We start from the raw sequence: 22982 nt of genomic DNA, 5'->3' as shown, positions 1-22982 counted from the left end.
CTAAGCTCGCTGAGCATAAGCTTGTTGTTTGTCATTCTCAGAAATTTGCTGCCATGCTTCTTTGATTGGGGTAAAGAGTTGCAGTAATTCATCTAACGTCGATATTGCATTTTCTGCTTTAATATCAATAAGTTTTTCGATCATATAATCGTATAAACTGGCTAGGTTTTCTGCAAATTCTCCACCAATATTAGTATCTAATGTATCGCGCAGATTAATAAAAATCGCCGTTGCTTTGGCAACAAATTCTGCTCTGGCTTTAATGTCATTACGATCATGAGCTCCTTTAGCATAAGCTAAACGATCAAGCGCCCCTTGCATTAACATTAAGGTTAACTGATGGGGATCAGCAGAAGCAATTCTTTGCTTTAAACTATCTTTTTGGTAAGCATTAATTGCTCTAATTGACATTTTGTAATCCTCCTAACGCAGCGAATAGCGCATTTCCTGTATTTTGTAATTGTGCAACAGTCGTATCCAGACTCAGGTAACGAGCGCGCAAGGTTTGCTCGTAACTATCCATTCTGCGTTCAAAACGCTCAATATCATCTGCAATACGATCTTGTTGAGATTTGATACTACTTTCTCTATCGGACAAAATGCCAGATGATTGAGTATATTCTTTGGTAAACGTATTTAGACGGCTCGCAATGCCGTTTTCTGAATTAAACAGCACCGCGATATCGTCAAAATTATCATTTAGTGCTCTTTCTAAACGCTCGGAACCTGTACCTAATCCAAAGTCTGTAGAACCGATTTCCAAACGTCCGTCGATATTCAATTCAATACCAAGTGAAAATAATCCACCTAACTCTGAATCTGCCACTGCGCTTCCAAGAATATTACTAAGACCAGATAAAATACCACGAACGGTAGAATCCCCCGCTAAAGGGCCGTCACTATCATCTTCAGTTAGACCATAGCTACTTAATCTGTCTAGTTCATCGTAGAGCTCGTTATACTTTTCGACAAAGGTTTCTATATTTTCTTTTAACCCTTCAACATCAAACCCAACTTTTAATGTAGAAGCGATAGGGTCGCCATTAGTATCTAAGTCAGATAACTCTCGAACATCAAATCGAATGTTTTCTAAAGCATCTTCAAATGCATTGGTATCACTTTGCACTTCAATGCCGTCGATAGTGGCAATTGCATTTTGTGCATAAAGCTTAGGGGTTAGATAAGTAGCTGTTTCTGTTGAGTCCGTGGTACTCAGTTTATTTAATTCAGCATTGTTATCTTTGTTGATAATTCGAAGGTCGTTCCCGACGCCAGTGACATCTGAAGTAAATACCAATCGTGTGCCGCCATCCGCGGTATTGGTATTCACCACGTTTACATTAACGCCGAAATTATTCTCGTCGTCATTAATTTGATCACGTAGTTGGGATAAAGTTGTACCGGCAGCAACAGTGATTGTAAATTCTTCGCCACTGTCGCCAATTTTGAACGTAAGGTCAGCAGTGCCAGAGCTTAGTATAACCTCGTCAGAACTATTATAACCGCCATCTAAAGCTGATGCAGTTTCAATTCGACTACCACGAGCAAGTTGTGACACTGCAATTTGGTAACTGCCTGGAACGGCTGAATTTGAAGGCGTTGCCGTAAAAGGTTCATTGCCTTCAGAAGGGTTTTCAATATCAGGGGTGCGCCCTGATAGATTATTGATATCTTGTAATGCCTTAACTGCATCTTCAAATTCAGACAATTTAGACTTTACTTGCCCTATAGCAGATATCTCACTATCTAAGGCGCGCTCTTGTTGATTAAATCTTTGTTGTTTAGGCAAACGTTCTGCTTGTAACAACTGTTGTACCAAAGATTCTAGATCTAGCCCAGAACCTACACCCAAAGATTGAATCGACATAGTTTCACCTCATATTATGCCCGCCCATCAACTAAAACACCTGACGAATTGTCAGGATTAGCGGCAAGCTCTTGAATTCTTGCGGCAAAATCTAACACTTCCTCGGAAGGTATTTGCCGTATCACGTCACCTGTTTGCTTGTCCATAACGGTCACCACTTGACGTGATGTGCCATTGTCAATTGAAAATGCAAGTTCAGTGCCGCGTGCTCGCAAAAATTCACTAATATCTCCGATTGCCTCAGAAATATTGACTTTTTCCTCTCTCTTCTCTTTATCGGCATTAGCTAAATTTTCCTTTAGCTTTTTTTCCTCTAGAGCTTTACTTGGTAAGTCGGCTACAGCTTTATCGACAAATCTTACTTGTTGAAAAACGGCAGCGTTTTCACCACCAGAAAAAGCGCTTGCTCCGGTTTGAAACCCGATTAGGTTAGCATTAGTAAAGGTTTTTTCATTGATAGTAGTAGCAGCTTCTCGCGCTACCGACTGACCAATTCTTGTGTTTATGGAATCCATAATACACTCCTTTTAAAAGAGGAGCGGTTGCACCGATACTGCATGGTGAACCGCCCGTTCAACGCAACTGTTTAACGCAATATCTATTAACCTAATAACGATAATGCTACTTGCGGTCGCTGGTTAGCCTGCGACAAGACGGATAAGGATGCCTGCTGAAGGATCTGATTTCGAGTTAGATTTGCAGTTTCTGTTGCAAAGTCAGTATCTTGAATACGCGAACGGGCGGCTGACAAATTCTCACTTACGTTTGCAATATTTCGGATACTAGATTGAAAACGGTTTTCTGACGCACCAAGACCTGCTCGAATAGTTCCTACCGCAGATAGTGCGTTATCAATAGTAGTTAATGCCGTTGCAGCCGCTGCAGATGTAGCAATAGAAACACCATTTATACCTAATCCTGTGGCACTAAAACCGGCAGTTGGGATGGCAGCAGCTCGCAGATCAACGGCAACTGTTTGCCCCGCATTTGCCCCCACCAAAAAGCTCGCGTTAAAGGAACCATTAAAAATATTTTGACCATTAAATTCAGTGGTTGTCGCAATACGCGAAATTTCTAGTAATAGAGATGATACTTCTTTATTAAGTGCATTACGGTCTGCCGCTGAATTTATACCATTTTGCGATTGTACAGCCAATTGTCGAATACGTTGTAACGCATTAGTTGTTTCGCCCAAAGCACCTTCTGCAACTTGGGTCAAAGAAATGCCATCATTAGCATTGCGAACTGCTTCGTTTAATCCATTAATTTGCGAGGTAAGTCTTGTCGATACTTGCAAACCTGCTGCGTCATCAGCAGCACTATTAATGCGATATCCAGACGATAAACGCTCGTATGATTTGTTTAAAGAATTACTAGAATCAAATAATTGACGTTGCGCATTCAGCGCAGCTGTATTTGTGTTTACAAATAAAGACATTTACTACCTCCATAAGCCAGAAATTGAGAGAGCCATCGACATACGACGGATTCCTGACTACTTTTCTTTCGTTTAACTTTACCTCGGGTTCACTAGGCCCAAGGTTCAGACCTCATATTTGGTGAAAAAAACTTATATCACCCCTCAGCTAAAGGTATCGGCCCTAACTAAAGAAACTTTAGAAAAAAATAATAATTTTTTAAAATTATTTATATATCATTGTTTTTATTAAACTTTATATCCGCCAAAAAAGTTATTTAAACGTGATTTCAGGGGTAACGAGGAACCTATACAGATGGAATCAAATGAAGTATTGAGAATAATGGTTAGCTTAAATGAAGTTTTTTGGCACAGGAAATGCTTAGATATTTATAACAACAAAAACTTGGCAAATTAAGAAATATTGCTAAATTTATTGTGAACTGTGCTTAAATGAAAAAAGGGCTGAGCCAAGGGGCGGCTCAGCCAAATTGCTCACGTTAGGAGTTGGAGCAAACTGTTTCGTCGACTGGCAGGATTGTAGAACGTATACTGGCCTCTCAACCAAAACCTACACTCTCAGTCTTGTTAGTCGGCATTTTATTCTTGCAAAATCCTCTATATACGCACCTTCCTTGGCGCAGAGAGGGCCTCTCAAGCCTATAAAATACTACTAGTTTCGCTTGGAAATCGGATAAAGCTTGATTTCCTATCCTTGCAACAGACTTAATGCTGCTTGAGGTCTTTGATTCGCCTGACTTAAAATCGAAGTGCTGGCTTGTTGAATAATTTGTAGTCTTGTGAGGTTTGAAGTCTCGGCAGCAAAATCCGTATCTCTTATTCGAGATCTCGCAGCACTCACATTTTCACTAATATTAGATAAGTTTCTGATGGTGGATTGGAAACGGTTTTGTATCGCCCCCAAATCAGCTCGTTTATTGTCAACGACATCAATGGCGGTATCAACCGCTGTCATGGCAGCGCTTGCTGCTAAAGGCGTAGACACGGATAAGTTTAGAGCACCAAAGAGTCCTAAATAGCCAAATCCACCTGGGCGACTTACATTCACGCTGATAGTTTGACCAACGTTAGCACCGACTAAAAATTTAGAAGAGAAAGTGCCATCTAGTACATCTACCCCTGCAAATTGTGTAGTCGACGCAATTCTTGAAATTTCAAGCTTTAATGCGGATACTTCTTTTTGCAAAGCAAATCTGTCTTCAACTGCATTAATGCCGTTTTGGCTCTGAATCGCTAGTACGCGAATTCGTTGTAATGCGTTTGTGGTTTCTTGCAAGGCGCCTTCAATGGTTTGCGATAATGAAATTCCATCGTTTGCGTTGCGAACCGCCTGATCAAGCCCCATAATTTGAGACGTCATACGGTTAGAAATTTGTAGGCCGGCGGCATCATCTTTGGCGCTGTTGATACGCAAACCTGAAGATAATCTTTCGAACGCTGTACCTAAATTGGTAGTTGTTTCATTCATAAAGCGTCTAGCGCTTAAAGAACTCACATTAGTATTTACAAAAAGTGACATAATTTACTCCTAACGATTTCCAATACTTGCTCTTTTATAAAAAATTGAGCAAAAAACTAGCATTCCTGGCATATAATCTGCTTTAATATCAGTGAATCACGGACTGATTCGTTCGTTATCATCACTAGATAGCGAAGCATATATGCTGTAACAGAGCGAAAGCTCATTGCTGACAGGCGGGTATGATGTTCCAGACCTCATACCTCTCACTACCTCCTGGCATCATTCCTGTCAGTCAGCAGTTCGGCATTCGGTTTGCACCTGTCAATTTTTCTACTTTTCATTAGGCATGACTTGACCGTTAGCGGTTTTCCACCACTTTAAAATCTTCAAACTATAATGAAAGATAGTGACCAATTGCTGTATTGTTTTTGTTGTATCAGCTTGGTTAATTTAGTTATCGAACAGACACGCAAAAACCTTTAGCAAAAATGCCAAAGTTTTTAAAAAAAGTTTGTGAGGCCAGGCTTAATGCCTGGCCGACTGCCGTTTTAATTAAAGAGAGTGGCCTTTTCTCTCTGCTGTTTGGCTAGTCAAAGCTGGTAACTACCTCCTGGCTTCATTCCCCAAACAGTAGGGTCAGTTTAGGCTTATCCTAATAGCTGAAGAGCGGCCTGTGGACGCTGATTAGCCTGAGATAGTATAGATGTACTAGCCTGCTGAATGATTTGGTTTCTAGTCAAGTTCGCTGTTTCGGCTGCGAAATCAGTGTCTTGAATTCTAGAACGTGCTGCTGACACGTTTTCAGTTACATTCGAAAGGTTACGAATAGTAGATTGGAAACGGTTAGTTAATGCACCTAGTTCAGAACGGGTAGCTCCAACGGTAGATAATGCCGCATCGATAGAAGCCATAGCTGCTGAAGCGCCAGCAGAAGTACTAATATCAACCGCGTTAACTGCAAGACCAGTCGCTGTGAAAGCTTGAGCTGTTAAGTCTACGTCAATTTTTTGGTTAACGTTAGAACCCACTAGGAAGCTAGCACCGTAAGCGCCGTCTAGAATGTTAGTGTCGTTAAACTGAGTATCAGTACCAACACGTGAGATTTCAGTAAGTAGCGCTGTAACTTCATCTTGCAAAGCTCTTCTATCGTCTGCGGTGTTAATACCGTTTTGAGATTGAATCGCTAGCTGACGGATACGTTGAAGTGAATTAGTAGTTTCACCTAGAGCACCTTCAGCAGTTTGCGTAAGAGAAATTGCGTCGTTCGCGTTTCTTACTGCTTGATTTAAACCATTAATTTGAGACGTCATACGATCAGAAATTTGTAGACCGGCAGCATCATCTGCAGCTCGGTTGATACGCATACCTGAAGATAAACGTTCAAAAGACGTGTTTAATGAATTTTGTGAATTGAAAAGCTGACGCTGGGCATTTAATGCCGACACGTTTGTATTAACATAAAGTGACATAAGTCTCTCCTACACTCTCAGTCCAGCGCTTGCTGGCAGCCGGACGAACTCCGGTGATTTTTTTCAAATTGTAGAACATCACTTCCTAAAAACTAAAAAGTGTATGTACTGGCTCTCTCGTTTAAGGTTATCGACAAGGGAGAAAAACCCTTTAAACAAAATTTAAAAAAAAATACAAAAAAGCGGCAAAAAATTGCCGCCCTTAAATATTGAACACTGACTGGAGCTAGAAATTATGCCTCAGTGAAACCGACTGAGGTCATTTTTTTAGGAGAAAAAAATTATAGATAGTTGAATAAAGAGAGGTTTGCAATGCGCGGAAAAGAGGCAAACGCTGCATCAAGAGCTGTTTCTTGTTTTGCAAAATCCGAAGATGCTTTGGCATAATCCACGTCCTGAATTGCACCTCTAGCTCTTTCATTTGCAACACCAGCATCTAATAAAGAGCCTCGCACAGATTCAGCAATGTTTAATCTGGCACCAACAGAAGAATTTTCACGGGCCATTTTGTTCAACCCATTGTCTAATCCCACTAAAGCATCACTAATGGCACGTTGAAACTCTCCATCAGTGATAGTGTTATTGTTCAGCGCTACTGAAAATTTATGAAGTGTTTCTGCAAGGTTGGTTTTTTCTGGACGCGCTAGATCAAAGTTCAAGGTATCCCCAGGCACACCTTGAATGTCAAACTCCATTCCAGCAATAACCACAGGCTCATTGGTTTGATAACTTCTGGTATCCACTACAGCGCCAGTCCCCAAGTTTGTTATTTGCACTTGGTTGCCGGGTAAAATTTCAAGTTGAAACGCATTATTGGCCGGCACGCCTGCGTCAAAATTGGCGGTATGAAATAAATCAAAATCATCCTGACTTTGCATCTGATAACTGTTAAATGTTAACCCAGCAGAGCCGGTAACATTTATGTCCAATCTTGCTCTTACATCTTCGAATAAGGTTTTACCTGATGTAGTAGTTTGAATTGACACACTATCAGATAGTTGAATAGCATTAGTTCCATCATCCCCAACAAAACGAATGGGATTACTAGCATCCGCTGGATCAAATTCAAACGCTTGCTTGCTCGATTGATACCCTGCAAAAATATATTCACCCGCAGCGTTTTGTGAATTCATCAAGTCTATAACTTGATTTCTAATTTGCGATATTTCAGCAGCAATAGCCTTTCTATCTTCCGTTGATACTATGCCATTACCCGATTGAACGGTTAATACTCGCGCACGATTTACAATAGTATTCATGCTTTGCAATGTCGTATCTTGCAACTCTAGGTTGTTTACTGCTAAATCGATATTGCGCTTATATTGCTCAATTTTATCGATTTCTTCGGTTATTCGAATAACTTGCACGGATCCCACAGGATCATCGGATGGTCGTAAAATTCGCTTGCCGCTAGCCAGTTGAGTTTGTATATCCGAAAGTTGTCCCTGACTGTTATTGATAGCCCGTAAATTTTGATCGTAAATTAGATTCGTTGTAATTCTCATGTCTCTACCCTATCGATTTTATCTGGCTACTTGTAAAATAGTTTGGAACATTTCTTGTGCAGAGCTCAGGATCCTCGCCGCAGCTGCATAGCTTTGTTGAAACTGTATAAGATTGGCAGCTTCTTCATCTAAACTTACGCCAGAACTAGATTCAAACCATTCACTTGATTGAGTCTTCATCACGTTGGCAGCTTCCAAATCTATTTTTGCGCTAGAAGTCGCAGCTCCCACCTGCCCCACTATGGTGGCAAAAGACTCATTGTAGTTAACCGGATTACCTAAACTTGAATTGCTTTGTCGAACCAAAGATTGTTGTTGCAATGAAGCTAATTCCAACGCATTTCTGTTGTCATTAAATCCGTTTTGATTAAATGAAATACTGAATTCGTCGTTGGTTTGCGGGATCCCTTGTAAAGAAAAGTCATAACCAGGGTAATCGCTAAGTGCGGCGAATTCAGCAGGCCATGCAGGAACTCCAGTCGCCTTAGCTTGCTCTATCAAGTTGTTGAGGTCGGCAACCCCTGACACTGTAGTGATCACATTGTCGTTTGAATCTAATACTTGATACTCATCGGTAGCGGTAAATCTAACCGACACTGGCGCACCAAATATTGGCGACGGACTAGTGCCAGGAGCATGAATTCCTGCGTTACCATTAAATGCGGACGCATTAGGATTAGCAAATGTATTATCCACATTGGTATTGGTGACCTTAGTCGCGATTAAACTGGCGTCGCCTAAATTGTCGATGTTCGCATCAATTCTTATGGGTTTAGCAAAGGCTAAGTCTTCACCTCTTGTAGTGGCTAAGTTTAAATTTGCCGCAGCTAATCGTGTTGGTTGCACTAAAAATTCATCGCCAACGGCATAACTTGCCCCACTGGCAAATTCTAATTCTATACCACCGATGGTGGCATTATATTGACCTTGAGCTGCCGTTACTGTCAGCGTTTGAGTAATAGGATTGTTGTTTTCATCTAATTGCGGCGTACCATCATTTTTTATTGCGGCAACTTGTACATCGAAAGTTGCTGGCGCACCAGCAGGTGCTGTAAGCACAGTGATTCTATAATCATTATTGGTTATCTCACTGGAACCACCAGGGATAATTCGACCCTTTATGCTTAGCGATAAATCACTATTGTCTGGATAATTTATGCCTCGAAAATCCGAGATACTGAAGATGTTTTGCCCTAGCTGCTGATCTAAATCCATACCTTGGCGGTTTTGTGTATTTACCGTATCAGCTAACACTGTCGCTAATTTGCCTAGGTTCCGTTCTGCCGGTTCTAGCACTTGTTCTCGATATTTAAACACACCGCCTAAAGCACCGCCTAAATCCTGCTCTACTATATTTATTTTGGTGTCGGCTTTATTAAACTTTTGAAAGTCTGTGGACAATTGCAGTTGTCTATTGGTGTAATCGGGCTCACCGCCAACGGTAAATACGTTGAACGCACCGTCTGCCAATACCAGTGACTCGCCGGATTTTAAATTCACCACTAAGCCATTGTCATTATTGTTTGAACTTTGCCTGACATCTATGGCCACAAGTTCAGATAATTCTAGAATTGCCAAATCTCGTTGATTTAATAATTTGGTAGGCGTATCGACCACACTGTTACCTTGGGCTACCTGAATGGCTTCGTTTAATTCGCCTATTTGCTTGATTAAACTGTTAGCTTTAGAAACAGATGCTTCAATATGCTGTTCTACTTCTATTTCTTTAGCTTTCATATAATCGCCAAGTTGGTTGATACGATTCAACATCCCTTGGGCTTGACCAATTATTGCGTCTCTAGACGGCATAGAAGTAGGATCATCAGACGCCGTTTGTATTGACTCAAAAAATTTGGTCATTGCACTGGATATACTGTTAGCTTCGCTGGCTAGGGTATTATCTAAACCTTCAACTCTGTCGTAAAAAGCCTGATATTGTCCAACCAAACTAGTGTCCCGCCTTAGCTGGTTTTGAGCGAATACATCAAGTACACGATCAGTAAAACCAAAATCTACGCCACCATTTAGTCGCGAAGTAAACTGAGTACGTTCCCGCACATAACCTTCGCTATTGATATTCGCAATGTTGTTACTCGTGGTTGCCAGTAATTTACTACTTGCATTTAAACCCGAGGTTGCCAGGGTATATAAATCAGCATTTCTAATCATGGCAATAACCCATTCATTAAGTCTCCTTCATAGACAGACATAACCTTGTTGGCATATTCAGGATCTGTGGCATATCCGGCTTTTTGAAGTGCTTCAAAATAGGCTTTAGGATCATGCGTTTGATTAACAGCATCTTGATAACGCGGATTGTTTTTAACGAAACTGACATAGTCATTTAATGACGCACTGAAATCTTCATAACTTCTAAATGCCGCTTGCTGTTTTTGCGGTAATGCATCTTTAAATTCAATGGTATCTACTACCACCTTGTTGCCTGACCAGCGACTGTCGGCTTTAATACCAAATAGATTATTGGCACTTTCGCCATTTGGCTGGTGCATAATAAATTTACCCCAGCCTGTTTCTACCGCGGCCTGTGCTAGCAAGGCTTTAGGATCTATTCCTAATGACTGGGCAGCCGCTTGAGCTTGAGGATAAAGTGATTGCACAAAATCTTCAGGGGATGAAAACATAGCTTGTTTACTAGCAGCACTCGCATTTTCCATAATGCTCTCTGCCCGTTGTCGCATTTGAACTTGAAATCGATTCATAGGGGACAAGTTAGCATCATTACGAATAGCACTTGCTGGCATGAAACCTTCTTCGTTCACACTCATTTGTTGCACGATTAATTCCGCAAGTCCTAAACTTCCTTTAGAAGAAAGATCTGTGGCTAATTGTTGATCGTGCATATCGCGATAAAATTTGACTTGTTCTGAGTTAAACGGGCTATCATCGTCTGCCAACGCCTCTTGAGCTTTACGCATAGACTTGAGCAGCATTTGCACAAAAATCGCTTCAAACTGTTGAGCGGCCTCTTTTAATGCAGCTTTATCTCCCTTCTGGGCAGCTTGACGCAACAAATCCGTACTACTCATATCATGAACAGTACGGGACATTTCTAATTGCGATTTTGTGCTATTTGCTAGGTCCATATAAAATCTCTAAATAACGATTAATTCGCCATGTAAAGCACCGGCTTGACGCAATGCTTCAAGTATCGCCATTAAATCCCCTGGTGCTGCGCCAATTTCATTTACCGCGCGTACCAAGGTATCCAGTGATACGCCAGGTTCAAATTTGAACATCCGACTATCTGCCAAATCCACATCTACTACTGAACGCGGGGCTACTACGGTTTGCCCATTAGCTAAAGGGTTCGGTTGAGCAACGTCTACATTTTCACTGATAGTTACTGTTAATCCGCCATGAGTAATGGCAGCAGGCAATAACTTCACATCTTGCCCGACAACTATAGTGCCGGTGCGACTGTTTATAACGATGCGCGCAGGTGCTTGTGCAGGTGTAAATTGGAAATTTTCAATAGTGGCGAGAAAGCCGATTCGTTGTGCGACATCTCGGGGCGCACTGACTCTAACCGAGGCTGCATCTATGGGCGATGCAATGGAATAACCATTCGCCGGATCTGCACCTAGGCGACGGTTAATTTCATCCGCCATTGCTTGCGCAGTAGAAAAATCAGGTGTATTCAGGTTTAAGGTTAGAAAATCATTTTGCATAAAACCGCTTGGAACACTTCGCTCTACCAAGGCGCCGTTGGCAATAGTACCTACGGTTGGCGTATTGGCGACAATTCGAGAGCCATCGTTACCTTGAGCCCCAAATCCTGACACTACTAATGAACCTTGAGCGACGGCATAAATTTCACCGTCCAACCCTTTTAAAAAGGTTTGTAATAAGGTTCCGCCTTGCAAACTTGACGCTTCGCCAATAGACGACACTGTAATGTCAATGGTTTGTCCCGGTTTAGCGAAAGCTGGTAATTCTGCATGTACAGCCACTGCTGCCACATTCTTAATTTTCGGTTTTACGTTATCATCCAAACTAATGCCAAAATTCTTTAGCATGGTTCTAAAGGATTGTTCGGTAAAGGGACTAGTTTCCCCAGTGCCTGGCAAACCAACGACGAGTCCATATCCCACTAGTTGATTTGAACGCACCCCTTGGACTGAAGCTAAATCTTTAATACGGCTAGCGGCGCTCGCTGAATGTGGAGACAAAACTAGTAAACAACCACTTAATAGCAGCACAAGTTGTTGAATTAAACGTCTCATAACGGCCACCACTGAGAACTAAAGAATTTGGTCAGCCAGCCTTTTTCTTGCGCTCGCGCGAAACTACCCGTACCACTGTATTGAATTCTTGCATTGGCGATTTTGGTCGATTGAATTTCGTTGTCAGGGGTAATATCCGCGGGTCTGATAATACCGGTGAGTCGAATATACTCATCACCACTATTCAAGGTTAACCATTTTTCACCGCGAATCACGAGGTTTTGATTGGGCATTACTTCAACCACGGTTACCGAAATATTGCCTTGCAATGAATTACTTTGATTTGCTTGAGCATCTCCAGAAAAGTCGTTGCTGGAGTTCATCCCAAATTGAATCGCTTCGTTACCTATGCGAATTGGATTATTACCTAGCCCTAAAATCGGTTGCACATCAACATTTGACGCTTTTGATGTAACGGTTCCAGCACTCTTAGATGCATTGGTGTTTTCACGCAACGCCACAGTAATAATATCTCCAACGCGGCGCGCTTTTACGTCCGAATACAAACTATTTGCCGCCGCTTGAGTAAACAGGCTTCCCGTTTCTGCAATTTCTTCGCGTTTATAAATTGGGGTCGCTGGCGCAAAAAATGGGTCGTCCGCAATAGGCGCTTCAGTAGATGTACTCGAACACCCAACAACGAAATAGCTGGCTATTAAAAGCATGAAGGAACTGATTATGTGTTTTTTAGTGTTATACATCATCTTGCCTTATAGCTGCTGAATGACCTGACCTAACATCTGATCCACTGATGAAATCACTTTTGAGTTCATTTCATACAAACGCTGACTTTCAATCAAATTCACAAGCTCTTCGGTAACATTAACGTTTGAGGTCTCAAGCGAGCCTTGTGATAAACCACCAAGTCCTTCTAACCCTGGAATACCCTGAATAGGAGCACCAGATACCGCTGTCTCCACATAAAGGTTTTGACCTTTAGGCTGAAGTCCCGCTGGATTCACAAAGTCTGTAATATTGATTTGTCCAAGCACCTGTGGTTCCGCCTGACCTCTTAACTGCGCAGATACCTGACCATCTTGAGAAATGGTAATTTGCTGTGCGTCAGGTGGAATGGTAATGACTGGTTGGAGTAAGTAACCTGCCCCAGGTGTCACCATCTGTCCTTGGTCGTTTAAAGAGAACTGTCCATTTCGGGTATAAGACAAACTGCCATCTGGCATTAAGACTTCAAAATAGCCGCGTCCTTGAATCGAAAGATCAAGTGCATTTCCAGTGGTCAGCAAATTACCTTGAGTATGCGTCTTTTGGGTAGCCACAACTTTTGAACCTGCACCTAACATCAAGCCTGAGGGTAATTCAGTATCTGCAGAAGAGCGTCCACCTGGCTGATTGATGTTTTGATAAAGTAAATCTTCAAAAACCGCTCGGTCTTTTTTAAATCCAATGGTACTAGCGTTAGCTAGATTGTTTGATACCACTGAAACGTCTGTTTGAGCCGCATCAAGGCCTGTTTTACTGATCCATAGAGCTGGGTGCATATCTTGTACCTCCGCGAACTTAATTCGCTATTAGAAAATTCTAAGTAATTCGTTACCGCGCGTTGAAAGCTGATCAGCTTTGCGCATTAATTTCACTTGCATTTCGTAGTGACGCTGTAGTGAAATCATCTCGACCATTTCTTCAACCGCGTTTACGTTGGAACCTTCAAGCATTCCTGAACTAACGGCTACCGTTATATCTTGCTCGGCAATCTCTCCGCTTTTAAGCTCAAATAGCCCATCTTCTCGGCGCTTTACTTGATCTTTAGGAGGATTAACTAATTTAAGACGCCCAACTTCTTCAACTACGTTTTCAGGGGCACCTTGTAAGCGAGCAGATATAATGCCGTCATTGGCAATAGTGACATTAGCCACTGGAATAGGCATAAAGATGGGTCCATTTTCGCCCATTACTAAATTACCGGAGGCATCTTGCAATGCGCCATTGGCTGCAATATTAAGATTTCCTGCTCGGGTAAATACTTCTTCACCTTGGGGAGTTTGTACGCTCAGCCATCCATCACCTTGAATTGCCACATCTAAAGGTCGACCTGTCGTAATCATGGCGCCGCCCTCGTAATTATTTGACGGACTTTCTGTCATATTAAATACGCGAGTCGGCAAACCTTGGCCGTATGCCGGCATTGCTCTTGCCTGCTCTAACTGCGCCTTGAAACCTGTGGTCTGCGCGTTCGCCAAGTTATTGGCACGCACGGCTGTAGCCATGAGATCTTGCTTAGCGCCACTGGCGGCAACGTATAACATCTTATCCATTTTGCTTGCCTTAATGTCAAAGTTTGACGTTATGGATTAACTTAATGGAAGTTTTGCAATAAGGATGCCAGCTTTGGGATAGTCGTTATTTCGTGCAGCATAGGATTGGCTTTTTACTCATTTTGTTTGTTTAGCAATTGAGGGGAATACGCGCTTTTGAAAGACGCTGTAAACCCATCCATGGGCGCTCTACGAAATCATCCATGATTTCGAAGCTTTCAAAAGCGCGTATTCCCCTCAATTCACAAACATGCATTCGTAAAAATCGAATCCTATGATTAAAGAACAAAAGATCATTAACACAAATAAGAAAGGTTTGAAGAAATTATGAATAGTGCTACTTAAGCGTCAAGTAGCACTAATTAATTATCCTATCTGATATTTAAGATAGTTTGGTTAAGCTGGTTGTTAACTTCTAATGCTCTAGAGTTAGCTTGAAAGTTACGTTGAGCAATTATCATGTCGATAAGCTCAGTGGTTAAGTTTACGTTAGCTTGTTCTAATGCTGACGAGTTGATGTCACCAAAAGTACCCGTTGTGGCTTCACCTGCAAGCGCTTCACCAGATTCGATACTTTCTTTCCATTGAGTACCTGATTGCTGGGTTAAGCCTTGCTCATTTGCAAAACGTACAAGGGCAACACGAACGATAGGTTCAGATGTACCGTTTGAGAAGGTTGCACGTACGAGACCGTCAGGGGAAATATCGATACCCGTTAAACGACCTACTGGCAGACCGTCTTGCTCTAAAGACGTAACCTCAAATGCTGATGCAAACTGGGTTGGTTCGTTTGGCGTTGCACCTGTTGTGTCTAAGTTAAAATCAATCGAAATTTGTTGAGTTGAATCTGAGCCGTTAGATAAGATTGTGCCACCTAAGGCCTCAGTAATGAATTTTTGGTTTGGTTGGGCTAATCCATCCGCTGACTCAATACCAATGAAATCACCACCTTCACTGAATCGAATTTTAGCTGCCGTAACCGCATTACCCGAGTTAGAACCTAAGGTATTAACAGCTGTTGCAGGGTCCGCATCACTGCCATCCGAGTTTGCAACGTCTACCAATTGGTCATCTACTGCAGTGGCCACATACCACTCGTTTACCGCTGCTGGATCATTATCTTTTAAGAAGTAATAGGTCATTACGTGAGAGTCACCTAATGAATCATAGACAGTAACTGATGTAGCTGCGTTATATGTCAAAGGGTCATTAGGGTCAAATTCGGTTGGATCTTTAATTTGATCACCTGCTGGTAAGTTAAATCTTACATCTACTTCAGTGGTCATTTGTGGTGAACCTGAAGAGTCAGGAATTCGCACTGGAACGGTAGTACTTAATGCAACCGATGCAGAAGTGCCATCAGGGTTAACCGGAAAACCTAATAAATTGTCGCCTGATGAATTGACCACAAAATTATTACTGTCTAGCTTAAATTGGCCTGCACGCGTAAAAGAAAAGTCTCTTGATGTAATCTCAGGGACAGTGGCAAAGAAACCATTACCGGTAATTGCCAAATCCAACGCGTTATTAGTAAAGCTAAGTGAACCTTGAGAAAACTGTTGAGAAACTTCTTGTGTCAAAACACCGTCACCCACTTTTGTTCTACCTGCAGCTAACAATGAAGCCGCATACACGTCACCAAATTCTGCTCGAGATTCTTTAAAACCTACTGTATTTACGTTCGCAATATTATTAGCGGTAGTGTCTAAGTCCTTTTGAGATGCTGCGACACCGCTGAGTGCTATATTAAATGACATGCTTTAACTCCTATGAATTACCGATTTGAATAACGTCTGCAAGCTTAATACTCACGTCGCCATCTAGATTTAATACTACACCTTGACCAGAGCTAGTAAGGCTCACACTATCAACGTGTCTGTTAATTGCTGTTGGAAGTGCGGTCGGCTCACCGAACACATTTCCTTGAACTTGCACCGCATAGTCTCCAGGCGGCAATGGATTGCCGTGGTTGTCAGTGCCGTCCCAGTTAAATTGAATATTACCTGCTGGTTGTGTACCTATATCCATGGTTCGCACTACTGCGCCCGAAGCATCATAGATATTGATTTCAGTGTTTTGCGAGGTGTCTTCATTAATGATAACCCCTGACAATCCTGCTTCAGCTGACTCTTTATGACCAATATTGCCGTTTACCAATACTGTCTGGCCGATTAAGCTTGATGCTTGCAATGCTTGGTTAGACGTCATAGAAGCGGCAAACGAGGTAAATTGTTCATTCAACTGAGAGATACCGTCTGCGGTGGTAAATGATGTCATCTGCGCCACCATTTGATCATTGTCTACCGGCTTTGTCGGATCCTGATTTGCTAACTGTTCAGTAAGAAGTGCAAAAAAGTCTTCTTGCTTTAAAGTTTGCTCAGTACCGTCTGCTACTGGGATCTCTGGCTCTGTGTTCCAGTATAAATCCCGATTAAGTCCGCGCTGTTCTAATACATTCATTCGTATATCCTCTAACTAAACGCGATTATCTGGATTGTCCAAGCTGTAACACACGACGAAAGATTCTTTTCGTGGTATCTGCAACCTGTACGTTGGTTTCATATGCTTTGGAAGCTGACATCATGTCTGCCATTTCTTCTACTATGTTGACATTTGGCTTATAGATATAGCCATTTTCATCTGCCATAGGATTGTGAGGAGAATATTCAACATTCAAAGGTTTGTTGCTTTCTACAACGCCCAGTACATTTACGCCTACACCTTTTGACTGCTCGGCACTGGCTTTATCTAAAGCGGCGGCAAAAACAGGATGCCTTGCCCTATACGTTTCCTCATAGCTACTGCTAACACTATTGGCATTGGCAATATTACTGGCAGTTGTGTTCAAGCGGACGTTTTCTGCCGCCATGCCAGAAGTTGAAATATTCATTACATTAAAAAGGCTCATTACCCTTGACCTCCACCGCTAAGTGCTTTCTTCATGCCGCTAAACTTGCCACTTAGCAAGGTTAGTCCCGCTTCGTAGCGCATGCCTGTTTCTAAAAAATTGTTACGTTCTTCTTGCACATCTACAGTGTTTCCATCTCCAGTATCCGGTTGAGTTGGAATTCTAAATTGCACGTCAAACTGAGATGCTTTGCCGCCTTCAATATGATTGTGGTGAGTGGTAACCATGCCTGATTGGCCGTAGTTTGCCTTTGCCATAGCTTGTTGGAAGTTGATGTCACGAGCCTTATAGCCTGGGGTGTTGGCATTTGCCAAGTTACCGGCGATAACTTCCATCTTATCCGCTCTGATTTGAAGCGCTTTATGATGGAACCCGACCATTTTATCCAAACTAATTGCCATTTTGTCACCGTCAAACGAATTTTCGAATTTGTGATGACTCAGCAATTGATGTGCCAATGGTTGAAAAAAAGTAATTTTTTGTAGAAATTAAGAAGGGGCAATTAAGCTAGAGCTTAGAATAATAAAGGCCTTGCGATTGTTTCACCATTTTAAACAGATGTTCTGCACCGGCGATTGATTCTGCCGCGCCTAAAAATAAGCTGCCATTTGCCGGTAGCTGAGCGGAAATTTTTTGCAGTATCTTTGCCTTATCCTTGTCATCAAAGTAAATCAGGACATTTCGACAAAACACCAAGTCGCATTGACCTATTGAAGAAAAGCTATCAAATAGATTCAATTTGCGAAATTGCACTAACTTTTTAATATCACTATTTAGTGTCCATTTTTTGACTGAATTCTGGGTAAAAAAGTTATTTAACCTTTCTTTACTGAGTCCTCTTGATACAGCAAGCTCGTCATATTCAGCTAACGCCGCCCGTTCCAAAACCGGATTGGTGACATCAGTTGCGATAATTTCAACTTGATTAAACCGTTTAGTAGGATATTTATTATTGAACTCTGAAATTATCATGGCAATGCTGTAAGGCTCTTGTCCATACGAACAAGCAGCACTCCAAATACGAATCTTATTCTTTTGTTGAGCAAGCTCTGGAAGTAGATGATTGCTTAAGATGTCGAACGGGTATAAATCCCTAAACCAAAAGGTTTCATTGGTTGTCATGGCAAATAATGCGCGATCGACTAACGCTTGATTATTATCCTGCAAAATCGCCGAGATCATTTTATCTAGGGAATCATAATTAAAATCTCTGGAAATAGAGCTTAAGCGACTTCTTACCAGATACTGTTTGTTATCACCTAGTGTGATGCCAATCTTTAACTTTAAGAAACTTGAAAACTGCTTATAAGATTCTTCTGAAAGTTCTTTCTGCACTATTGCTTAGCTCGCAAATCAGTTTGTAACCACTTCTGAACAGATTGGGCCAATTCGTCTGGGTGAAACTTGGCGATAAAATCGTCAGCACCCACTTTTTGCACCATTGCCTGATTAAAAACACCACTTAAAGATGTGTGTAACACCACGTGAAGGCGATTCAGTTCTGGGGTATTTTTTATTTCTGCGGTAAGCGTGTAACCATCCATTTCAGGCATTTCAATATCTGAAACCAAAACACCTACTTTGTCTGTCACATCACCCGTTTCTGCTGCAATTTCTTTTAAACGTTTTAAAGCTTCTAACCCGTTTTTAGCCATTTCGATTTCTAAACCAAGGGTGGTAAGTGCTTTTTTAACCTGGTTGCGAGCTACCGAAGAGTCATCTGCGATGAAAATGATCTTATCTTTACTTTTAGAAACATCTACGTTGTCGGCAACGGAGTCACTCACATCGGTAGATAAAGGTGAAATCTCGTTTAAGATTTTTTCAACGTCTAAAATTTCGATTAGCTCTTTGTCAACTTCAGTAACAGCAGTCAAATAACTGGCACGACCGGCTCCTTGCGGAGGAGGCAAAATTGCATCCCAGTTAGTATTAATGATGCGTTCAACTGAGCCTACAAGGAATCCTTGAACTGAACGGTTGTATTCAGCAATGATAATAAAAGCTGATTTTAGATCTGCAATGGGAGCCCCACCTGTTGCCATAGAAAGGTCGATAACTGAAATGGTTTGCCCACGAATATGAGCGACACCTCGGACTAAAGCGTTTAATTTCGGAATCGATGTAAGCGGTGGGCATTGCAATACTTCTCTTACTTTAAAAACGTTAATGCCAAATCTTTGTTTCGAATTTAAACGAAACAGCAATAGCTCTAATCTATTTTGACCCACTAATTGTGTGCGTTGATTGACCGAATCTAAAATTCCCGACATGTGACCCCCATTGTAATTTTGCGGCATGATTGTTGCGTTACATCGAAAAACCGTGAAAACAAGTGACAAATCACTATCGATTTACTGTTTTCTGCCAAATTAATGGCAGGACTCTAATGAGAAAAAACGCTGAGGATTTTTCTATGCAACTTGACCATATAACGAGGTTATCGACATATCGTACCCTTGCCTTTACTTTTTTATTGATTAATTTTGCATTTATTTGTCAGGCAAAAACAAAGGCGACTGATATTCAGCAGGAAGCATTGGCTTATATAGAACAAAACTTATTAGCATCAGCTTCAGAAGAAGCCACTATATTGGTTCGCGAACTAGATAAAAGATTGTTAATTCCTGATTGTCACTCTGGATTTATATATGAAGCCCCCAACTATTCTCCAGATACAACGAATTTTTCGGTAAAAGTATCTTGTCGAGATAATAATTGGTACACCTTTTTGAATGTATCGATAAGTCAAACCCAATTAGTGGTCGTTACCAACAATACCATGAGTCCAGGAGAAGTGCTTTCTGCCTATAATACCCGTATGACTGAGGTAGATAAGCAGCGTTTACGAGGATCCACATTTGATTCATTGGAGATTGTAAAAGGTGCTCGATTAAAACGACGAGTGCGCGAAGGGACTATTATCACTTCTAATATGCTGTGTTTCGTTTGCAAAGGTGATCGCGTTACATTGTCTGCTGTCACCCAAGGGCTATCCATAGAAGCCAGCGCAATAGCAGTTGAAGATGGAAACCTGGGCGACACTATAAGAGTTGAAAATAATTCTACTGAAAGAGTAGTTAATGCGAGGGTGGTAAGTGTTAGTCAGGTAATCATTAATATCTAGAGAATTTTTTATTCATTATCGAATATGGAAAATGGATATTGCAAACATGGTATATGGATTGCAAAGACATCATTAAGTGCGTCAAAATATCGTAATATTGGACGCAAATAGGAAACTAGTGACGCTATTAAGCTTCGGTTAATCACCCTAAAGCTGGTAAAAACTAAAGGATTTACTAAACTTTTTAAGGTTCAAGCCGAAAACAAAGTAGTCACTTGAAATAATGACAAAAAAATGTCAGTTTTAACCCTAAAGGTTTTTCGCAAGTGGTCGATAAAGGTTTAGAGGTAACATTTTGGTGGTGAATTTATTATGTCAATAAACAATGTAAACAATACTGGTAAAGCCCAGTTGGACGCTCAGAAGCTTGCCCAACAGCAAGCTCAAGGGCAAAAAGCCGCTGGCAGTCAAGGAGCGGCGACGCAATCTGCACAGTCTGCACCTAGGCAAGATTCTGTTTCTTTAACACAATCGGCACAGCAATTGTCGAATGTTCAAAAGAAAGGTTCGGAAGCTCCAGTTAATCAAGAGAAGGTGGATCGTCTTAAAAAAGCGATTGCGGACGGAGATTACAGAGTAAACCCAGAAGCGCTTGCTAAGAAAATAGCAGTGTTAGAAGCTCAAATTTTAGGCATCAGAGCATAAAAGAGAGAATACTATGGCAACAAGTCTAGAGAATGCAATTGCGAAACAACTAGAGCAACTTAGTGAATTAAAAGACACGCTAGAGCAGGAATTACATTTAATTTCTTCTCGCGAGCCTGAAACCTTGATGCAACTTTTAAAACACAAAGAAGCGCTGTTGGAGCGAATTGAGTCTCAAGATCAAGCTGTAGAGATCTTGTATAACCGCAATGCTAGTGCTGGTAACATTACAGATGCAGCATGCGAGTCTTTATTCGCTGAATGCAAGAAAGTGCTTGATGAATGCAAGTACTTAACTGAAATAAACGGCCGCTCGGTCGAGCATGGTCAATTGCGTCTAGTACATCTTCGCAATACTATGTTAGAACTAAGAGCTCGTGAGAGCATGACTTACGACCGCGCAGGAAAAACTACTGGTGAAACCAGTGGCAAAGGCATTACTGCCTGAACGAACTAATACCACCAACAAAAAAAGCACCCAAAAGGGTGCTTTTTTTGTTTATCCGCCCTGTTAAATCTTTGGCAAACCAGAATATGTTTCAAAAACATCATCTTAATAACATTCTGTAACCATTATTTAATTTCGCCAAAAAGTCTTTTGTTTTATGTTACATCTGAGATAGCTTCCGCCGGTTTAGTCGTTATTGGAAGCCAGTATCGGGGATCGAGGGCAAATAACACTCCAAACAACGGGAAAGATGAATTTGGCGGTGATGATGTCAACGATGTGCTTGCTTTGCAATCAATCTTAGTTGAAATACCCGAGGCTGATATGTCTCAGATTTCGTTAGTCGGCTGGAGTCGAGGTGTCATGCAATCTTATTTAGTCGCCAAACAAATGCACAATCTTAAGGCCATTGTGAGTATAGCGGGAAATTCTGATGCTCGAAAATCATTAGAGTGGCGTTCAGAAATGGAAAAAGTGTATATGGCGAGAGTGCCTAATTACGAGGCTAACAAAGTGCAAGAGTTATCAAAGCGATCTGTTGTGGATTGGGTTGATGAATTAGGAGGTACGCCAATTTTACTTATTCATGGCTCTGGGGATAAGCGCGTCAACGTTGAATAATCTATCTCTTTTGCCGATATTCTCAAGAACAAAAATCATCCACATAAACTGATTATTTATGAGGGTGACAATCATAATTTGTCTAATAGTCGTGCTCTCATGATAGGTGAAGTTATTCAGTGGCTTAAAAAGTATAGATAGATATTAAAGGTTTTAATTTACATGAGTCATCATATGAAAATGGCTCCAAGTATTTATGCACAAAGACAAACACGCTTTAGTAATAATTGACTTTACGAATGCGCTGAGGTTTTGCTGTGGTTAAATACAGGTCGTAGACCACGGCCATGTCTAGCTCAAGCTCAGTTGCATAAGTGTCTTCGCCGACTGGATAAGTTTTTATCACTCTAGCCCCGCGTATTACCCCTTCGACTGAGCTGCGAAGTTGATTATCAGTTAGTACCAGATTTGCTAAAGACTGTTCGCCGTCAACTTTTTGGCCATATACTTGCTCTGCCAACTCGCGGTAAGCATCTAACTTTGACGCTTTTATTGCCATTAAGCGTTTGCTTGATTCATCAATACCTATTTGCGCATTGATAGGCGCATAACCTACAGCAGATAGTACAGGATATTCTTCAGGTTGAACGGTTTCCCACTCTACATGTTTAGTAAACAATGACTGACACCCTGCAACACTAAGCATAGCTACAATAAAACAGGCGTGTAGTACAAGTTTAACTGGAATTGTTGTAAGCATATTACGCATTTTTAAAGGCCTCTTGATGCTAGCTGAAACTGCATATTTCTTGCTTAAATTCTGCTTAAACATAAAAATCTACAGCGGCAATTTATTCTTATTTATCATCTTATATTTAGCATTTAGCAAGCCTTATGCCATCAAACCAGTTTCGCTCACAAATTATTCCGCGTTATGGCATGTTAGTTGTATATGGTTATCCTAATCGTTGTGGTTGGTAAAACCTTTGACGTTGTTAGAAGTTCGTCAACTTGCACATTCCAACTACCCACAGA

24 protein-coding genes are annotated in these 22982 nt (G+C 41.3%); 4 read left to right on the top strand and 20 right to left on the bottom strand.

Annotated elements, in window-relative coordinates; translation table 11 throughout:
• The 19 genes from fliS to ACNKW3_RS13900 all read right to left on the bottom strand — a co-directional run bounded on the left by fliS (nt 1) and on the right by ACNKW3_RS13900 (nt 19439).
• Nucleotides 1-411 (bottom strand): flagellar export chaperone FliS, encoded by a 411-nt coding sequence (fliS, locus tag ACNKW3_RS13990; RefSeq protein WP_427399928.1) that lies wholly within the window; start codon nt 409-411, stop codon nt 1-3.
• The gene (gene fliD, locus ACNKW3_RS13985; RefSeq protein ID WP_427399927.1) at nt 401-1867 is read right to left on the bottom strand and encodes a flagellar filament capping protein FliD; all 1467 of its coding nucleotides are present in this window, start codon (nt 1865-1867) and stop codon (nt 401-403) included. Before fliD ends, fliS begins: the two co-directional genes overlap by 11 nt.
• Nucleotides 1868-1881: 14 nt before the next feature.
• Entirely contained in the window at nt 1882-2382 is a 501-nt protein-coding gene (locus tag ACNKW3_RS13980) for a flagellar protein FlaG (protein WP_427399926.1), read from the bottom strand.
• An 86-nt stretch (nt 2383-2468) separates the two neighbouring features.
• Complete coding sequence (locus tag ACNKW3_RS13975; protein WP_427399925.1) at nt 2469-3305, bottom strand: flagellin; 837 nt, start codon at nt 3303-3305, stop codon at nt 2469-2471.
• A 688-nt stretch (nt 3306-3993) separates the two neighbouring features.
• Complete coding sequence (locus tag ACNKW3_RS13970; protein ID WP_427399924.1) at nt 3994-4824, bottom strand: flagellin; 831 nt, start codon at nt 4822-4824, stop codon at nt 3994-3996.
• 590 nt (nt 4825-5414) lie between these two features.
• Nucleotides 5415-6236, bottom strand: coding sequence for a flagellin (locus ACNKW3_RS13965; protein ID WP_427399923.1), 822 nt, complete (start codon nt 6234-6236; stop codon nt 5415-5417).
• Nucleotides 6237-6517: 281 nt separating this feature from the next.
• Entirely contained in the window at nt 6518-7741 is a 1224-nt protein-coding gene (gene flgL / locus ACNKW3_RS13960; RefSeq protein WP_427399922.1) for a flagellar hook-associated protein FlgL, read from the bottom strand.
• Between the two features lie 18 nt (nt 7742-7759).
• Nucleotides 7760-9910 carry a flagellar hook-associated protein FlgK gene (gene flgK, locus ACNKW3_RS13955; protein ID WP_427399921.1) on the bottom strand — a complete coding sequence of 717 codons (2151 nt, stop codon included), beginning with the start codon at nt 9908-9910 and terminating at the stop codon, nt 7760-7762.
• Nucleotides 9907-10845, bottom strand: coding sequence for a flagellar assembly peptidoglycan hydrolase FlgJ (flgJ, locus tag ACNKW3_RS13950; RefSeq protein WP_427399920.1), 939 nt, complete (start codon nt 10843-10845; stop codon nt 9907-9909). Before flgJ ends, flgK begins: the two co-directional genes overlap by 4 nt.
• A 9-nt stretch (nt 10846-10854) precedes the next feature.
• Nucleotides 10855-11985, bottom strand: a complete 1131-nt coding sequence (locus ACNKW3_RS13945; protein WP_427399919.1) for a flagellar basal body P-ring protein FlgI — start codon at nt 11983-11985, stop codon at nt 10855-10857.
• Nucleotides 11982-12650 carry a flagellar basal body L-ring protein FlgH gene (gene flgH, locus ACNKW3_RS13940; protein WP_427399984.1) on the bottom strand — a complete coding sequence of 223 codons (669 nt, stop codon included), beginning with the start codon at nt 12648-12650 and terminating at the stop codon, nt 11982-11984. Before flgH ends, ACNKW3_RS13945 begins: the two co-directional genes overlap by 4 nt.
• Nucleotides 12651-12695: 45 nt before the next feature.
• Nucleotides 12696-13484 (bottom strand): flagellar basal-body rod protein FlgG, encoded by a 789-nt coding sequence (gene flgG, locus ACNKW3_RS13935; protein WP_427399918.1) that lies wholly within the window; start codon nt 13482-13484, stop codon nt 12696-12698.
• A 30-nt stretch (nt 13485-13514) separates the two neighbouring features.
• On the bottom strand, nt 13515-14258 hold the full coding sequence (gene flgF, locus ACNKW3_RS13930) for a flagellar basal-body rod protein FlgF (RefSeq protein ID WP_427399917.1): 744 nt from the start codon (nt 14256-14258) through the stop codon (nt 13515-13517).
• 371 nt (nt 14259-14629) lie between these two features.
• Nucleotides 14630-16015, bottom strand: coding sequence for a flagellar hook protein FlgE (flgE, locus tag ACNKW3_RS13925; protein WP_427399916.1), 1386 nt, complete (start codon nt 16013-16015; stop codon nt 14630-14632).
• Nucleotides 16016-16025: 10 nt separating this feature from the next.
• Nucleotides 16026-16718: a flagellar hook assembly protein FlgD gene (flgD, locus tag ACNKW3_RS13920; RefSeq protein ID WP_427399915.1), complete on the bottom strand. Its 693-nt coding sequence runs from the start codon at nt 16716-16718 to the stop codon at nt 16026-16028.
• A 25-nt stretch (nt 16719-16743) separates the two neighbouring features.
• Entirely contained in the window at nt 16744-17166 is a 423-nt protein-coding gene (gene flgC / locus ACNKW3_RS13915; protein WP_427399914.1) for a flagellar basal body rod protein FlgC, read from the bottom strand.
• The gene (gene flgB / locus ACNKW3_RS13910; RefSeq protein WP_427399913.1) at nt 17166-17567 is read right to left on the bottom strand and encodes a flagellar basal body rod protein FlgB; all 402 of its coding nucleotides are present in this window, start codon (nt 17565-17567) and stop codon (nt 17166-17168) included. Before flgB ends, flgC begins: the two co-directional genes overlap by 1 nt.
• A 106-nt stretch (nt 17568-17673) precedes the next feature.
• Nucleotides 17674-18501, bottom strand: a complete 828-nt coding sequence (locus ACNKW3_RS13905; protein WP_427399912.1) for a CheR family methyltransferase — start codon at nt 18499-18501, stop codon at nt 17674-17676.
• Entirely contained in the window at nt 18501-19439 is a 939-nt protein-coding gene (locus tag ACNKW3_RS13900; RefSeq protein ID WP_427399911.1) for a chemotaxis protein CheV, read from the bottom strand. Before ACNKW3_RS13900 ends, ACNKW3_RS13905 begins: the two co-directional genes overlap by 1 nt.
• Nucleotides 19440-19555: 116 nt before the next feature.
• On the opposite strand from ACNKW3_RS13900, the gene flgA reads away from it, so the two are divergent.
• The 4 genes from flgA to ACNKW3_RS13880 all read left to right on the top strand — a co-directional run bounded on the left by flgA (nt 19556) and on the right by ACNKW3_RS13880 (nt 22007).
• Nucleotides 19556-20293, top strand: coding sequence for a flagellar basal body P-ring formation chaperone FlgA (gene flgA / locus ACNKW3_RS13895; RefSeq protein ID WP_427399910.1), 738 nt, complete (start codon nt 19556-19558; stop codon nt 20291-20293).
• 312 nt (nt 20294-20605) lie between these two features.
• Entirely contained in the window at nt 20606-20938 is a 333-nt protein-coding gene (flgM, locus tag ACNKW3_RS13890) for a flagellar biosynthesis anti-sigma factor FlgM (RefSeq protein WP_427399909.1), read from the top strand.
• A 13-nt stretch (nt 20939-20951) separates the two neighbouring features.
• On the top strand, nt 20952-21386 hold the full coding sequence (locus ACNKW3_RS13885; RefSeq protein ID WP_427399908.1) for a flagella synthesis protein FlgN: 435 nt from the start codon (nt 20952-20954) through the stop codon (nt 21384-21386).
• A gap of 150 nt (nt 21387-21536) precedes the next feature.
• Nucleotides 21537-22007: an alpha/beta hydrolase family protein gene (locus ACNKW3_RS13880; protein ID WP_427399907.1), complete on the top strand. Its 471-nt coding sequence runs from the start codon at nt 21537-21539 to the stop codon at nt 22005-22007.
• Between the two features lie 217 nt (nt 22008-22224).
• On the opposite strand, the gene ACNKW3_RS13875 is transcribed toward ACNKW3_RS13880, so the two are convergent.
• Nucleotides 22225-22707 carry an LPP20 family lipoprotein gene (locus ACNKW3_RS13875; protein WP_427399983.1) on the bottom strand — a complete coding sequence of 161 codons (483 nt, stop codon included), beginning with the start codon at nt 22705-22707 and terminating at the stop codon, nt 22225-22227.
• Nucleotides 22708-22982: the final 275 nt, after the last annotated feature.

It is taken from the genome of Glaciecola sp. 1036 (genome assembly GCF_050306235.1).
Lineage (GTDB): Bacteria > Pseudomonadota > Gammaproteobacteria > Enterobacterales > Alteromonadaceae > Glaciecola.
This window is presented reverse-complemented; position numbering and strand designations above follow the sequence as displayed.

Coding starts and splice junctions, on each gene's coding strand:
- fliS (WP_427399928.1), bottom strand. CDS start 411: ATGTCAATTAGAGCAATTAATGCTTACCAAAAAGATAGTTTAAAGCAA.
- fliD (WP_427399927.1), bottom strand. CDS start 1,867: ATGTCGATTCAATCTTTGGGTGTAGGTTCTGGGCTAGATCTAGAATCT.
- ACNKW3_RS13980 (WP_427399926.1), bottom strand. CDS start 2,382: ATGGATTCCATAAACACAAGAATTGGTCAGTCGGTAGCGCGAGAAGCT.
- ACNKW3_RS13975 (WP_427399925.1), bottom strand. CDS start 3,305: ATGTCTTTATTTGTAAACACAAATACAGCTGCGCTGAATGCGCAACGT.
- ACNKW3_RS13970 (WP_427399924.1), bottom strand. CDS start 4,824: ATGTCACTTTTTGTAAATACTAATGTGAGTTCTTTAAGCGCTAGACGC.
- ACNKW3_RS13965 (WP_427399923.1), bottom strand. CDS start 6,236: ATGTCACTTTATGTTAATACAAACGTGTCGGCATTAAATGCCCAGCGT.
- flgL (WP_427399922.1), bottom strand. CDS start 7,741: ATGAGAATTACAACGAATCTAATTTACGATCAAAATTTACGGGCTATC.
- flgK (WP_427399921.1), bottom strand. CDS start 9,910: ATGATTAGAAATGCTGATTTATATACCCTGGCAACCTCGGGTTTAAAT.
- flgJ (WP_427399920.1), bottom strand. CDS start 10,845: ATGGACCTAGCAAATAGCACAAAATCGCAATTAGAAATGTCCCGTACT.
- ACNKW3_RS13945 (WP_427399919.1), bottom strand. CDS start 11,985: ATGAGACGTTTAATTCAACAACTTGTGCTGCTATTAAGTGGTTGTTTA.
- flgH (WP_427399984.1), bottom strand. CDS start 12,650: ATGCTTTTAATAGCCAGCTATTTCGTTGTTGGGTGTTCGAGTACATCT.
- flgG (WP_427399918.1), bottom strand. CDS start 13,484: ATGCACCCAGCTCTATGGATCAGTAAAACAGGCCTTGATGCGGCTCAA.
- flgF (WP_427399917.1), bottom strand. CDS start 14,258: ATGGATAAGATGTTATACGTTGCCGCCAGTGGCGCTAAGCAAGATCTC.
- flgE (WP_427399916.1), bottom strand. CDS start 16,015: ATGTCATTTAATATAGCACTCAGCGGTGTCGCAGCATCTCAAAAGGAC.
- flgD (WP_427399915.1), bottom strand. CDS start 16,718: ATGAATGTATTAGAACAGCGCGGACTTAATCGGGATTTATACTGGAAC.
- flgC (WP_427399914.1), bottom strand. CDS start 17,166: ATGAGCCTTTTTAATGTAATGAATATTTCAACTTCTGGCATGGCGGCA.
- flgB (WP_427399913.1), bottom strand. CDS start 17,567: ATGGCAATTAGTTTGGATAAAATGGTCGGGTTCCATCATAAAGCGCTT.
- ACNKW3_RS13900 (WP_427399911.1), bottom strand. CDS start 19,439: ATGTCGGGAATTTTAGATTCGGTCAATCAACGCACACAATTAGTGGGT.
- flgA (WP_427399910.1), top strand. CDS start 19,556: ATGAGAAAAAACGCTGAGGATTTTTCTATGCAACTTGACCATATAACG.
- flgM (WP_427399909.1), top strand. CDS start 20,606: ATGTCAATAAACAATGTAAACAATACTGGTAAAGCCCAGTTGGACGCT.
- ACNKW3_RS13885 (WP_427399908.1), top strand. CDS start 20,952: ATGGCAACAAGTCTAGAGAATGCAATTGCGAAACAACTAGAGCAACTT.
- ACNKW3_RS13875 (WP_427399983.1), bottom strand. CDS start 22,707: ATGCTTACAACAATTCCAGTTAAACTTGTACTACACGCCTGTTTTATT.